The organism is Flavobacterium sp., assembly GCF_004211145.1.
GTDB lineage: Bacteria > Bacteroidota > Bacteroidia > Flavobacteriales > Flavobacteriaceae > Flavobacterium.
Genome location: NZ_SEBS01000027.1, coordinates 12,261 through 25,514, shown reverse-complemented (window position 1 = coordinate 25,514; position 13,254 = coordinate 12,261). Strand labels below are relative to the sequence as shown.

Genomic DNA, 13,254 nt, shown 5'->3' with positions numbered 1-13,254 from the left:
TTGTTTTTGTTCAGACAAAACTGAAGAATCGGATGATTTTTCGGATTGTTTTTGCTCGCACGCTAAAAACATCGCGCAAATTACAAAGCAAATAAGTTTGTTCATGGTTTCACGATTCTATAAACGGGATATTGCAAGTGCGCCTTTTCATAATATTTCGAATGTTTGTATACCCAGTCGAGTTGCGCTTCGGGATTTTTCGCAAACGCTTCGTCCGACTTACGCTTTTCGTCGAGTTCGGCTTTAAGACTGGGATTTTTGCGCAAAATTTCGGCGGCCAAATCCTCGAACACATAATCCGAATAGCCTTCCTTTTGCTGTAGGGTCGAATCGAAGAAATTCCAGTTGAAGAACGAATCCCCGGCCTCGGGCTCCAACGTTTCGAGCAAATATTTCGCGCCTTTTTGGTTCGTCGGGAAGATGAAATCACCTTTGTGGAATTGCATCTTTATTTTAGCCGACGTGACTTTCGTGTTTCGGTGCTGGTAATGTCCTTCGTACGCATTCGTGCCCGTTTTGTAATCGGCGATGCGATAACTTTCGATCTCGATGACCGTGTCTTTTTTGATGCGGCCGCCGCGGATGCCGTTTTGTTGCAGTAAGCCGATTACGTTCCACCAACCTTGCGGGATCACGTACGCTTCGGGAATCGTGATTTCTTTCGCGGGTTTGTATTCCTTGTAAAACGGGATTTGTTTTTTGAACGGTTTCTTTCGGTCGTAAAACAAACGCTCGCCGGTCGTGACATCGCTTTTCTTGTAGCTGCCTTCGTAGCCGAGGAATTCAATTTTTTCAACCTTCGATGAATCGATCTGCCACGCGATCGCGTATTTGTTTCCGGCGGTGAATTGCTTTTCGTTTTCGAGCCGTTTCGATTTGATTTCCGAGGCGTGGCTGTCGGCAAAATCAATCGCGGAAATCATGAATTCATACGTTGCCTTCACGCGCTTGTCGTACTTCTTGAGCATGTGCGTTTCCACGACAAAACCGATCGCATTGAACAGCGAAGTATAACCCGTCGCATATCTCGGGCCGTCGTAAAACTGCGCGAAACCGTGAGCGTCGGGCGTTTCTCCCCAAGCGTTCACATAGGGCGTCGATTCGATTTTCTTCTTTTTGAGATCCGAAACCAAAGCGGGCGTCAATTCCTTATTCATGTAATCGCCGAGCGCGTTGCCGAGTCGGTTGTGCTGCGTCATGATGTACGTCAAGACATATTGGTAATCGGCGCCGTTGCTCACGTGGTTGTCGATGAAGATGTCGGCGTCGAGTTTTCGGAAAATATCGGTGAGACTTTTCGTGTTCCGCGCGTCCGACTTTATGAAATCGCGATTGAGGTCGAAGTTGCGCGCATTGCCACGAAATCCGTATTCTTCGGGGCCGTCCTGGTTTACGCGCGAAGTCGAATTCCGGTTCAGGAATCCGCCGATGTTGTACACGGGAATTGTCGCGAAGATTACGTTTTTCGGCGCCTTGATTTTTCCCGTCGCCAGATCGCGGATCAATTGCATCGTCGCGTCGATTCCGTCGGGTTCGCCCGCGTGTATGCCATTGTTTACTAGGATTATCGATTTTTTGGCCGACGGATAGCTGAAGTCTTTGTCCGATGAAAACAATAGGAGATGCAACGGTTTTCCGCTGTCGGTCAAGCCACATTCCTCGATTTTTAAGGTCGGGAAATCCTTGGCGAGCATTTCGTAGAAGGCTATGGTTTGGTCGTAGTTCGCGCCTTGGTTGCCGTTTCCATTTTCGAAGATTGTTTTGTAGTCGGGTTTTTGGGCGAAAACAAATAGCGGAAAGGCTGTGAGAAAAAGTATGATTTTAGTCATGCGAATGGAAATCTAAAATTTAACCATTGAGGGCATTAAGCTCATTAAGCGTGAGGAGTTCAAGTATATATAATTGTGGAACGACCGTCGAATTTACTAACCGGTATACTCACGAAAATAATTATGCAAATAACACGAAAGCAAAATCTTAATGAACTTAATGTCCTTAATGGTTCAAAAAAATCACTTATTCGTAGCAACTCTTACCGCGTCGGGAACCAAAACCGTATAATCGCCTCCATTCCGCAACACATCACGAACGATACTCGAACTGATGTACGACGTTTTCGCGGCCGTCAACAAGAACACGGTTTCAATCTTAGACAACTGCCTGTTCGTATGCGCGATCGCTTTCTCAAACTCGAAATCGGCCGGGTTGCGAAGGCCGCGCAAGATGAATTTCGCGCCCAGTTTCTTGCACAGGTCGATCGTCAAACCTTCATAGGTGATGACCGAGACTTTGGGTTCGTCGGCGAAACTCTCCTCGATGAAGCGTTTGCGTTCTTCGAGGCTGAACATGTATTTCTTTTCGGCGTTGATCCCGATGGCCACGACAATCTCGTCGAACAGCGGCAGGCTGCGTTTTATGATGTCGTAGTGTCCGTTTGTGATCGGGTCGAACGATCCGGGGAATATTGCTTTTCTCATTTTTAGTCGAAAGTCGAAAGTCGAAAGTCGAAGGACCCAGACATTCAAATTAATAATTCATTTCCCCGCCAATGCGAGTTCGATTGCGTTGGTAAACAATTCCTCAAGCGAAATTCCCGCTGCTTTCGCCTGTTGCGGAATCAAACTTTCCGTAGTCAAACCGGGAATCGTGTTCATCTCGAGCATGTGCGGTTCGTTGTCGACGAGAATGTATTCGCTGCGCGAGAATCCTTTCATTTTCAATATTTCGTATACGCGTTTGGCGACTGCGCGTACCTTTTCAGCCGTTTCGTCGGGCAATCGGGCGGGTGTGATTTCCTGTGATTTCCCGAGGTATTTCGCTTCGTAATCGAAGAAGTCGTTTTCGGACACGATTTCGGTGATCGGCAGCACGATGACTTCGCCTTGGTAATTGATCACACCGACCGAAACTTCGGGTCCGTCGAGGAAACTCTCGATGATAATTTCGTTGTCTTCTTTGTAGGCGACTTCGATCGCGATCGGCAATTCGTCGGCGGTCTTCACTTTTGAAATCCCGAAACTTGATCCCGATTTGTTCGGCTTCACGAAACACGGCAAACCGACTTTCGCGACGATGGCTTCAGTATCGATGTGATCGCCTTTGTTCAGGTAGTACGATTCGGCCGTCTTGATTCCGTAAGGTTTCAGCACCGACAATAAATCGCGTTTGTTCATCGTGAGCGCGGCCTGGTAAAAATCGCAGGTGTTCTGCGGAATGCCGAGCAATTCGAAGTACGCCTGCAATAAACCGTCCTCTCCGGGCGTTCCGTGTATGGCATTGAAAACGGCGTCGAACGTGATGCGCTCGTCATTTACGGTAATCGAGAAATCGGCGCGATTTACTGGGATTTCATTGTTGTCATCATCGACGAACACCCATTTTTCCTTGAAGATATGGATGCGAAAACCTCGGTAACGCGATTTGTCAAGATATTGATATACGACATTGCCGCTTTTGAGCGAGATTTCGAATTCGCTGGAGTAGCCGCCCATGACGATGGCGATGTTTTTCATTGTTGATTTGTTGATTTATTCCGCTGCGCTCCATCAGTTCGGCTGCGCCTCGGGTGTTCATTTGTTGATTTGTTGATTTGTTGATTTGAGTCGTTGCCTTCCGCGGAAAAATTTTGATCCAATTCACGTTTCGCACGAGCTCAGGCACTAAGGCACTCAGGTACTCAGGCACTCCAAAATTAACTATTTTTTCCAAACCCATGCCCATCCCAATTTTTATATCTTTGCGCAAAACTTCTCGACAATGAGTCTCAAACAATATCTTACAAGCCGTGTTTTCGTATTGCAGATCGTAGCAGCGATCCTGATCATATTCGCGCTTGGTTTCGTTTTCATGCATTGGCTGACTTTTACGACCGATCACGGAACCGAAATCTCTGTTCCCGATTTGCGCAAACTCAGCGAACAACAGGTAGAGGAGAAGCTCGATGCGCTCGACTTGGAATACGTGTTGCTGGACAGCGTCGATTACGTAAAGGATTATCCGAAGCACAGCGTCGTGACCCAGGATCCGGAACCCGGAGCGAAAGTTAAAGAAGGCCGCAAGATTTATATCAAGATCAATTCGTCGGGATTCACGTCGGTGCGCATGCCTGACCTGATCGAAAAGACGTATCGCCAGGCCGCGCCTACGTTGAAAGCGCTCGGACTTGAAGAAGGAAAAATTACGTATAGACCGTACTTGGGCAAGGACATGGTTCTTGAAATGCGCCTCAATGGAAAGAAACTCAAACCCGGCGACAAGGTCTGGAAATCGTCCAAGATCGATCTTGTGCTCGGCGATGGAAAAGTAGGTTTCGAAGAATCGGAAGAAGAACCGGACAGCACGAGTGTAGCGCCTCAAACAGAAGAAGAAAGCAATGACTAACGAACCCGATTTCGACCTCGAAAGCCAGGAAACGAACGACGAGCTTTTTGAGCATTACCGATTCGAAGTCCCAAAAGGCCAAGCGTTTTTGCGCATCGATAAATACGTGACGTTCCTGATTCCGAATGCCACGCGCAACAAGATCCAGAACGCGGCCGACAACGGCGATATTTATGTGAACGATGTTCCAGTAAAATCGAATTATAAGGTCAAGCCGTTCGATGTGATCCGAATCTTATTGGCGCATCCGCCGTTCGAGAACCGCATCGATCCTGAAAATATTCCGCTTGACATCATATACGAGGATGACGTCTTGATCGTGCTCAACAAACCGCCCGGCCTCGTCGTACATCCCGGACACGGAAACTACACAGGAACCTTGGTTAACGCCCTGGTCTATCATTTCCAGAATTTGCCGGTAAATTCCAGCAATCGGCCCGGTTTGGTCCACCGAATAGACAAGGACACGTCAGGACTTCTGGTCGTCGCAAAAACCGAACAGGCGCTTGCGAATCTCGCGGCCCAATTCGAATTCAAGACATCGGAGCGCGAATATGTCGCCCTCGTTTGGGGAAATGTGAAGGAAGATTCGGGCACGATTACGGGAAACATCGCGCGCCATCTCAAGGATCGCATGCAAATGGCGGTTTTTGAAGATCCTGAAATCGGGAAACCCGCCGTTACGCATTATAAGGTTCTCGAACGTTTCGGATATGTGACGCTGGTTTCGTGCAAATTGGAAACGGGACGTACGCACCAGATACGAGCGCATATGAAATACATCGGGCATGTGTTGTTCAACGACGAACGCTATGGAGGCGACCAGATCATAAAAGGCACGACGTTCACGAAATACAAACAATTCGTCGACAACTGTTTCAAGTTGCTTCCGAGGCAGGCGCTTCATGCCAAAACACTGGGTTTCAAACATCCGACGACAGGCGAAATGATGCGTTTCGACACGGAAATTCCGGCAGATATGCAATCGGTTATCGACAAATGGCGTGCGTATTCGTCGGTGAAGGAAGTCGAGGAAGAAGAGGATTGATTACTTTGAATTTTAAATTTTGGATTTTGATTTCTGCGACAGTCGCCCTACATTTAAAATTCAAAACACAACATTCAAAACAACAATGAAAATCGTCATTTCCCCAGCCAAAACACTCGACTACGAAACGCCATTACCGACGCAACGCCACACGCAACCCGCGTTCCTGACCGCGTCGCGCAAAGTCCACAAGGCGCTCAAGGCCAAGAAACCGAAAGAGCTCATGGAACTCATGGATATTTCAGACAAACTCGCCGATCTGAACTGGCAACGCAACAAGAAATGGAAAACGCCTTTCACTGCTGAAAATTCGCGCCCGGCAATCTACGCATTCAACGGCGATGTCTACATCGGGCTTGATTCATATTCCATCCCTGCCGAAAAACTTGACGATCTGCAACACAAACTGCGAATCCTGTCGGGACTTTACGGATTGCTCAAACCGCTCGATCTGATCCAGCCGTACCGACTCGAAATGGGAACTTCGCTCGAAGTCGGGGACGATAAAAACCTGTACGCATTCTGGAAATCCAATCTCACGAAAGCGCTCAACAAAGAACTCAAAAAAGGCGAACTGTTCGTGAACCTCGCGAGTAACGAATACTTTTCGGCCATCGATGCCAAAGCACTCAAAGTTCCCGTAATCACGCCCGAATTCAAGGACTACAAAAACGGCAAGCTCTCGATGATCTCATTTTTCGCGAAGAAAGCGCGCGGCATGATGGTACGATACATCATTGACACCGGCGCTGAAACCATAGACGATTTGAAAGGTTTCAATTACGATGGTTATTCATTCGATGCGAATTTGTCGAAGGGAAATACGTTGGTTTTTACGCGCTGATTTGTTTCGTTGATGTTTTGATGCGTTGATACGTTGATACGTTGATACGTTGATTCGTTGATTAGAAATGTTGCCTGCCGTTTGACTATTTCTTATTTACGATATTTTACTAAAATCCGAAAATCAACCCGGAAGGCATCGACTCAAATCAACAAATCAACAAATCAACAAATCAACAACATTTCCATCACCGGCAAAAATCTCCCCGGAATCGTACTTTCCATTCTCCGGACCAATGAAAAGCCAAGCCGTTCGTAAAAACCTTCGGCATTCGGGTCGGCGTCGAGCGAGATTTTGGTGTACTTTAAGTTGCGCGCCGTGTCAATCGCATCTTCGACCAGCAATTTTCCGAGACCTTTCCCTGTAAATTCCGGCAGCACGAACATATAATCGAGACGCATTTCTTTGGGATCGACTTGCATCAGCGCGTAATAGCCGATGATCCGCCCATCGTCGACCAATTTCCGCAACACGTTTTTTTCTATATAATCAGTTGTAATCGTGAGTACGTCGCTCCATTTCTCGATCTGCTCGTCGCCGTAACCCCAAATGTTTTTAGACGTTTTGGTGATGAACGTGAGAATTTCGTGATCATTGGTGGTCGCGTTTTGTATTTCCATTTAAAAAAGGTCGTAAAAAAAAACCGCCTTTCAGCGGTTGTTGTTATTTCAATTCCATTTCGAGTTCTTCGATGTCGCGAAGACTTTCGGTGGTGATCTTTCGTTGGTTTCGCGAGAGTTCATACATGGCGTCGACACCTTTTTGGGCGTTGCGGTCCACGCGTGAAATCCGGTTTACGAACGCTTCGAGCTTGTTGGCATCGGCGCTGTCCAGTTTCGGTTTGAGTTCGCTGACGAGTTTCTCGAATTCAGGCACTACGTCGCTGTTGGCGTCATAAGCTTCCTTCAAATCTTCGAAAGATTCCTTGATTTCCTTGCTTAAGTCATTTGAGTAGTATTCGCTCATCTTCCTTATCTCACGGATAATCTTTTTGATGTTGTTTCCGAATAGTCCCATTTTGTCGTTTTTTATAGAGGTAACTCAAATATAGCCAAAAATTAAAGCGGATATAACTTTTTTGTGATTATTTTTTAACAACACGATGTTGAATATCAATGCATTGCCTCGTTTGGATCGATTTTGTTTTTGCCTTTCCGGATGAACAGTATGATCGGAATACACAGCAGGAACAACACGCCCAGGTAAATGAAGATATCCATGTACGACATTACTGTCGCCTGTTTCATCACTGAAAAATCCATCGCCTGCAATGCCTTCGAGTAGGCTTCGTTCTCAGGAAATCCTTTCGCCATGAATCCTTGTTGGATCTGCTGCACGCGCGTCGCTACGGCCGGTTTCGTGATATCGATATTCGCGACCAGGTCCACGCGATGCGATTGGCTGAAACGCGTGATGAACGTCGTGATGATCGCAATCCCGAACGAACCGCCCAGTTGTCGCATCATGCCCGTAAACGCCGCACCTTCGCCGATGTGTTTTCCTTTCAATGTCGAAAGTGACATCGTTGTGATAGGGACGAAAAGCAAACTCAATCCCAAACCGCGCATGATGAGCGGCCAGAATAAGTGTTCTTCCCCCGTGTCGGGCGTCATGACGCTGTACATCCAGAACGCGAAGATGAAGAAGATCAAGAATCCGACGGCGACGAGATACGGTTGTTTCACGCCTTTTTGGATCGCATTTCCCACGATCGGCATCATGAAAGCCGTGACGAGCGATCCCGGAATCAGCAGCAATCCGGCGTCGGTGGCCGTCCAACCCAGGATTTGTTGGGTATAAATCGGAATGATCAACGTCGAACCGTACAATCCGAAACCGAGGATAAAACACATGAATGTCCCGATCCTTAGGTTCGAATCCTTGAGCACACTCAAATTCACGATCGGGTGTTTATAGGTAAGCTCGCGCCAGATGAATGCCAGCAGTCCGAATAACGAAATCACGCTGAGCGTCACGATCAGGCCATCGTCGAACCAATCGTCCTGTTGGCCGTGTTCCAATACGAACTGCAGCGATCCGATGAACGCGATCAGGAAGATAATTCCCCACCAATCGACTTGGCTGGCCTTGAGTTTGTCGGCGTATTTCGGGCTTTTAACGAACGAAAGCGTGAGGAAAGTCGCGATGATTCCCAACGGGATGTTGATGTAGAAAATCCACGACCAATCCCAATTGTCGGTAATCCAGCCTCCGAGCGGCGGCCCCAAAGTCGGCCCGACGATTACGCCCATTCCGTAAATCGCCTGTGCCATCCCACGTTTCGCCAAAGGATAGGATTCGGTGATTATAGTCTGTGCGGTCACGAGAAGCGCACCGCCTCCCATTCCCTGAATGAAGCGGAAGGCGACGAGTTCCCAAATGTTTGTTGCGTTTCCGCAGAGAAATGATGCGATCGTGAATATGATGATCGAGGCCGCGAAATAATTGCGACGCCCGAACTGTTGCGACAGCCAGCTCGTCATCGGGATCACGATCACGTTTGCGATCGCGTAGGCCGTAATGACCCAGGCCACGTCGGTAAGCGTTGCGCCCAATGAACCGCGCATGTGCGTCAGTGCGACGTTCACGATGGTTGTGTCGACGATCTCGAGAAGCGCGCACATCACGGCCGTAATCGTGATGATCACGCGTCGGAAGCCGTATTCTACGAGTTCATCGGGGTTGTGTGTTGTTGCAGGTGCAGACATATTTTTTGCTTTAGGCAATAGGCTTTAAGCTTTAGGCTAAAACCTGAAATTCAAGTTATTTTAGGAGCTATTCCGGCTGTCCGCTTTTAGTCCTCGGCGCCAAATCGTTTTACACTCAAATTCGCATCGGGCTTCCTTTGGTCGCCGTGCCAACTTGGTGTAAAATCGCTTTTCCGCCTGTGGGCTAACCGCTACCATCCGGGCTAAAAGCGTATCGTTCATCAACTTCAGATAATCGTCAATTATCACTTGTCAATTGTCAATTATCAATTATCAATTACTTCACATACACATCAACCTCCACGTTCATCCCCGAACGCAAACGCTTCAATTTCTCGGCATCGTTCTTATCGGTCAATGAAATTTTGACAGGCAGACGTTGCACGGTTTTTACGAAGTTTCCGGTGGCATTGTCAGGCGGCAAAAGCGAAAATCTCGCTCCCGTAGCCGGAGAAAATGAGGTGATTTCGCCTTCGAATTCGGTATCTGGAAACGCATCGACCTTGACGCTTGCTTTTTGCCCGACGACCATCTTGTCGACCTGTGTTTCCTTGAAGTTCGCAACGACCCAGACTTCGGCGTTGTTGATGATATAGAATAACGATTGTCCCGGCTGTACCAATTGTCCCGGCTGGGCGTTCACCTTTGAGATCTGTCCGTCGACGGCAGCCGTTACGATCGTGTACGTCAAGTTCAGTTCGGCGGCGGCCAATGCGGCTTTCGCACGATTGATGTTCGCTGCGGCAACCTCAGTCTGTTTTCCTGAAACCGCGCTCCTGGCTTGGCTTACCGATTTTTGGAATGAACTCGCACGTTGCTGGTCCTGTAAAATCTTGACCTGGTTTTTGGCTTCCAAGTACGTCGCTTCAGCCTGCTCGAACTGTTGTTTCGTGATCGAACGTTTGTCGTACAAATTTTTGTAACGGTCGTAATCGGCTTGTGCGCGACCCAATCGGATCTTTGCGCTTTCGATGTTTCCACCGGCCGATTGCACGTTGGCTTCGGATACTGAAACACCTGCCGATGCCGTTCCGATGTCGGCCTTCGAAACCGCCAAATTTCCTTCGGCAGCAGCCAACGCGGCTTTCGCGTCCTCGACTCTAACGACATAATCCTTATCGTCGATCGTGAAAAGCGTATCACCTTTTTTCACGAAGTCGTTGTCTTTCACGTAGACTTTCGTGATATAACCCGAAACGCGCGGGATGATCGGATTCATGTTTTTCTCTACCTGGGCGTCATCGGTCGATTCGTGCGCGAGCGAGTGGATGTATTTGTAGATGCCGTAGCTGCCTCCAACCAGGATCAGCACAGCGAAAATGACAAGGAATTTCTTGTTCGTTTTTTTCTTTTCCTCTTGTTTTTCTTCTTTCATGATATGTTAGTTCAGGTTGAATGATTGTGTTAGTTGTCCGTTTGCCTCGAGCAGCTCGTAGTATTTGAGCACGATGTTGGCGCGTGAATAGGCGACGTTTATCTTGGCGTTCAAGTCATCGACGTCGGCTTCGAGCAGGTCGTTCGTGTCGCTCAGGCCGTTGTCGTATTTGTCTTTGACGATGCGGTAATTCTCATCAGCTTGGCCCACGGCTTCGTTGTAGACCTTATCTTGTTTCAGTGACAACTGGTAGTTTTCGTTTGCTCGGACGACTTCCTGTTTGATCTCATCGGTAAGCATCGCCTGTTGGTTTTCGATTTCGAACGCACGGCTTTTGGCGACTTTTACCTGCTTTCCGTTTTTGAAGATCGAACTTACGTTGTAAGATATTCCGACTCCGAAGTTCATCGCGTTCTCGACACGCACGACGTTCTGCAAGTCAAGCCCGACGTAACCCGCCGTGAATGCCAATTGCGGATAGTAATCGGCTTTGGCGACTTTGATCTGCGCGTCTGACGCCTGTTTCGCATATTGCAACGCCTCGAGGTCTTTCCGGCTTTTAAGCGCTTGTTCCTCTGAATTCAACGTAAGGCTGAAGATATCCTGGTTGATGTTATCGGGGCTGATCTGCATTTGCGTTCCCGCGGGAAGTTTCAAAAGCGTGACGAGGTAATAATTGATCACGCGTTCGTTTTTCTCGGCTTCGTCCAACGACAATTGGATGCGCGACGACGCGAGCTGCGCCTTCAACAAATCGTTTCTCGCAATCAGGCCGTTTTCCTCCATATTCGTGAAATCGGTGACGCGTTGTTTGCTGCTTTTTAGGCTTTCGTTGAGCAGTTCTATCGATTTTTGAACCTTGTACAGATCGGCGTAGTATTGCACGACTTCCATCGCGACTTCTTCTTTCGAATGAGCCGACGACGCTTGTTGCGACTTGTACAGATTCTCGGACGCCTTGATGCTGTTGCGCAGTTTTCCGCCCGAATAGATCGGCATCGACAAACTCGCCTGGCCAAAGATCAATTGGTTGACTTTGGGACTTGAGCTTCCTTCGCCCGTATCTTCGCCGTCAGTGGCTTCATTTGTGCTTTTAAGGTTGATGTCGGCGTTCGTCAATCGTAAATATTGTCCCGAAATCTTGAGGTCGGGATATTGGTTCATCTTCACCGATTGGGTTTCAAAGTTTGCGGTGTTGACCTTGGTGTCGGCCAAAATCGCCTGATTGCTTTGGGTAACGGCCATTTTCACGGCTTCGCCAAGCGGCAGGCTTTTCTTTTGTGCCTGTGCGAGCGAAGTGCCGAGAACCAGCAGTGTCAAAGCGATGATCTTAGTGATTTTCATTTTTGAGCAGGGCTTTTATTACTTGTTTAATATGTTGGGTGAGTTCGTTTTTGACGAAGTTTTCGTAGTCGCGTTCGGTCTTGAGATTGAAAATCTGCTCGTAGATCGAGCGGCTCATCTGGAATTGGAAGTAAGTTCCGACTACGGTTACGGGAATGAGTTCGATCATCACGTCCTTGTTGAACAGTCCTTTTTCCTGGCCTTCGTTGATGATTTTTCTAATGGTTTCGAGATTCTTGAGCTTCATCTCATTGAACGAACCGATGTTCAAATCGCGTTTCTTGTTCGCGAGTTCAAAATGGATGATCTGATAAATGCAGCGGTTTTTATTGACGCGTGCGATGTAGAGTTCGATAAGCTTCTCGAGTTTATCCCACGGATCGATGTCGAGCTTCAGCAGGTTTTCGAGCTGCAGGCGCATGTCGTCGACGCGAAAGAGGATCAGCGCCTCGAGCATCTTGTCTTTCGAACCGAAATAATAGGAAACCATGGCGATGTTGATCTTCGCCTCCTTTGAAATGTCGCGGATCGAAGTTCCGTCAAAACCTTTCTCGGCAAACAGCTTCTCGGCCACTTGCAGGATTCGTTCTTGTTTCTCGTTTAATGCAGACATCGTTTTCATTTGAAATCGGTCACAAAATTAAACGATTGTTTAAGTTAAACGTTTGTTTAGTTTTTGGTTTAACTTTTCTTTAACAATTGAAAACGTTTTAGTTGAATTTTGAGATGAAGTCAGCAATCGAAGAAATGCCATTTTGTTCGAGATTTCGAATAAACGCCGACCCGACAATCGCGCCCGAAGTGAATCGCGTCGCCGCTTCAAACGTTTTTTTGTCATGAATCCCAAAACCTGCAACACACGGATTTTTGAGTTTCAAATCTGCAATCCGCTTGAAATAATCTTCCTGCTTTTGTCCGAAATCAGCGCTGTTTCCGGTAATCGCAGCGGTAGAAACCAAATAGATAAACGCATTCGATGCCGAATCTATTTCTCGTATCCGTTCTTCAGAAGTCTGTGGCGTGACGAGGAAAATCAACGGCAAATCGTATTTTTTAAACACCGGTTCGTACTCGGAAACATACACATCGAGCGGCAAATCGGGAATGATCAATCCGTCGATTCCCGTTTCGGAACACTTTTGCAAAAACGCCTCGATTCCAAATTGCAGCATCGAATTGAAATAACCCATGATCAGCAACGGGATTTTTACGCTTTTGCGGATGTCGCGCAGTTGTTCGAACAGCAATTTCGCGGTCATTCCGTTTTCGATCGCGATTGTCGAACTGTGCTGGATTACGGGTCCGTCGGCTAATGGATCGCTGAACGGAAGCCCGATTTCGAGGAAGTCGACGCCTGATTTTTCGAGTTCGGAAATGATTTTTACAGTATCGTCTAATTTGGGATATCCGGCCGTAAAGTATACCGACAAGAGTTTTTGGTCGGAATTGAAGATATTGGAAAGTCTCGTCATGGAAAAAAAATTGAACAATTAAGATAGTTAAGAGTAGTTGAGGAGTTTTAACGAAACTCTGTCTGTTTTCAACATTTTGCTTA

13 protein-coding genes are annotated in these 13,254 nt (G+C 47.5%); 3 read left to right on the top strand and 10 right to left on the bottom strand.

From position 1 onward, the window contains the following. Positions 1–101 precede the first annotated feature (101 nt). The 3 genes from EOO50_RS12705 to EOO50_RS12695 form a co-directional block, all read right to left on the bottom strand. Entirely contained in the window at positions 102–1,829 is a 1,728-nt protein-coding gene (locus EOO50_RS12705) for a M14 family metallopeptidase (RefSeq protein ID WP_290840646.1), read from the bottom strand. A 183-nt stretch (positions 1,830–2,012) separates the two neighbouring features. Continuing rightward, complete coding sequence (coaD, locus tag EOO50_RS12700) at positions 2,013–2,477, bottom strand: pantetheine-phosphate adenylyltransferase (protein WP_290840645.1); 465 nt, start codon at positions 2,475–2,477, stop codon at positions 2,013–2,015. 57 nt (positions 2,478–2,534) lie between these two features. Then, the gene (locus EOO50_RS12695; RefSeq protein ID WP_290840644.1) at positions 2,535–3,512 is read right to left on the bottom strand and encodes a D-alanine--D-alanine ligase; all 978 of its coding nucleotides are present in this window, start codon (positions 3,510–3,512) and stop codon (positions 2,535–2,537) included. A 244-nt stretch (positions 3,513–3,756) separates the two neighbouring features. On the opposite strand from EOO50_RS12695, the gene EOO50_RS12690 reads away from it, so the two are divergent. The 3 genes from EOO50_RS12690 to yaaA all read left to right on the top strand — a co-directional run bounded on the left by EOO50_RS12690 (position 3,757) and on the right by yaaA (position 6,272). Next, positions 3,757–4,380 (top strand): PASTA domain-containing protein, encoded by a 624-nt coding sequence (locus tag EOO50_RS12690; RefSeq protein WP_290840643.1) that lies wholly within the window; start codon positions 3,757–3,759, stop codon positions 4,378–4,380. Continuing rightward, positions 4,373–5,428, top strand: a complete 1,056-nt coding sequence (locus EOO50_RS12685; RefSeq protein ID WP_290840642.1) for an RluA family pseudouridine synthase — start codon at positions 4,373–4,375, stop codon at positions 5,426–5,428. The genes EOO50_RS12690 and EOO50_RS12685 overlap by 8 nt, the downstream gene beginning before the upstream one ends. Positions 5,429–5,513: 85 nt before the next feature. Next, the gene (gene yaaA, locus EOO50_RS12680; protein WP_290840641.1) at positions 5,514–6,272 is read left to right on the top strand and encodes a peroxide stress protein YaaA; all 759 of its coding nucleotides are present in this window, start codon (positions 5,514–5,516) and stop codon (positions 6,270–6,272) included. A gap of 164 nt (positions 6,273–6,436) precedes the next feature. Here yaaA and EOO50_RS12675 read toward each other — a convergent pair whose 3' ends face one another. The 7 genes from EOO50_RS12675 to trpA form a co-directional block, all read right to left on the bottom strand. Next, positions 6,437–6,892 (bottom strand): GNAT family N-acetyltransferase, encoded by a 456-nt coding sequence (locus EOO50_RS12675; protein ID WP_290840640.1) that lies wholly within the window; start codon positions 6,890–6,892, stop codon positions 6,437–6,439. A 43-nt stretch (positions 6,893–6,935) separates the two neighbouring features. Beyond that, entirely contained in the window at positions 6,936–7,289 is a 354-nt protein-coding gene (locus EOO50_RS12670) for a hypothetical protein (RefSeq protein ID WP_290840639.1), read from the bottom strand. 95 nt (positions 7,290–7,384) lie between these two features. Beyond that, positions 7,385–8,980 carry an MDR family MFS transporter gene (locus EOO50_RS12665; protein WP_290840638.1) on the bottom strand — a complete coding sequence of 532 codons (1,596 nt, stop codon included), beginning with the start codon at positions 8,978–8,980 and terminating at the stop codon, positions 7,385–7,387. Between the two features lie 277 nt (positions 8,981–9,257). Next, a complete protein-coding gene (locus EOO50_RS12660) occupies positions 9,258–10,355 on the bottom strand; it encodes an HlyD family secretion protein (protein WP_290840637.1) in 1,098 nt (365 codons plus the stop codon). A gap of 6 nt (positions 10,356–10,361) precedes the next feature. Further along, positions 10,362–11,699 (bottom strand): TolC family protein, encoded by a 1,338-nt coding sequence (locus tag EOO50_RS12655; RefSeq protein ID WP_290840636.1) that lies wholly within the window; start codon positions 11,697–11,699, stop codon positions 10,362–10,364. After that, positions 11,686–12,312, bottom strand: a complete 627-nt coding sequence (locus tag EOO50_RS12650; protein ID WP_290840635.1) for a TetR/AcrR family transcriptional regulator — start codon at positions 12,310–12,312, stop codon at positions 11,686–11,688. The genes EOO50_RS12655 and EOO50_RS12650 overlap by 14 nt, the downstream gene beginning before the upstream one ends. A 97-nt stretch (positions 12,313–12,409) precedes the next feature. Then, entirely contained in the window at positions 12,410–13,171 is a 762-nt protein-coding gene (gene trpA, locus EOO50_RS12645; RefSeq protein WP_290840634.1) for a tryptophan synthase subunit alpha, read from the bottom strand. Positions 13,172–13,254 lie beyond the last annotated feature (83 nt).

Coding starts and splice junctions, on each gene's coding strand:
- EOO50_RS12705 (WP_290840646.1), bottom strand. CDS start 1,829: ATGACTAAAATCATACTTTTTCTCACAGCCTTTCCGCTATTTGTTTTC.
- EOO50_RS12665 (WP_290840638.1), bottom strand. CDS start 8,980: ATGTCTGCACCTGCAACAACACACAACCCCGATGAACTCGTAGAATAC.
- trpA (WP_290840634.1), bottom strand. CDS start 13,171: ATGACGAGACTTTCCAATATCTTCAATTCCGACCAAAAACTCTTGTCG.
- EOO50_RS12650 (WP_290840635.1), bottom strand. CDS start 12,312: ATGTCTGCATTAAACGAGAAACAAGAACGAATCCTGCAAGTGGCCGAG.
- coaD (WP_290840645.1), bottom strand. CDS start 2,477: ATGAGAAAAGCAATATTCCCCGGATCGTTCGACCCGATCACAAACGGA.
- EOO50_RS12660 (WP_290840637.1), bottom strand. CDS start 10,355: ATGAAAGAAGAAAAACAAGAGGAAAAGAAAAAAACGAACAAGAAATTC.
- EOO50_RS12695 (WP_290840644.1), bottom strand. CDS start 3,512: ATGAAAAACATCGCCATCGTCATGGGCGGCTACTCCAGCGAATTCGAA.
- EOO50_RS12675 (WP_290840640.1), bottom strand. CDS start 6,892: ATGGAAATACAAAACGCGACCACCAATGATCACGAAATTCTCACGTTC.
- EOO50_RS12685 (WP_290840642.1), top strand. CDS start 4,373: ATGACTAACGAACCCGATTTCGACCTCGAAAGCCAGGAAACGAACGAC.
- EOO50_RS12690 (WP_290840643.1), top strand. CDS start 3,757: ATGAGTCTCAAACAATATCTTACAAGCCGTGTTTTCGTATTGCAGATC.
- yaaA (WP_290840641.1), top strand. CDS start 5,514: ATGAAAATCGTCATTTCCCCAGCCAAAACACTCGACTACGAAACGCCA.
- EOO50_RS12670 (WP_290840639.1), bottom strand. CDS start 7,289: ATGGGACTATTCGGAAACAACATCAAAAAGATTATCCGTGAGATAAGG.
- EOO50_RS12655 (WP_290840636.1), bottom strand. CDS start 11,699: ATGAAAATCACTAAGATCATCGCTTTGACACTGCTGGTTCTCGGCACT.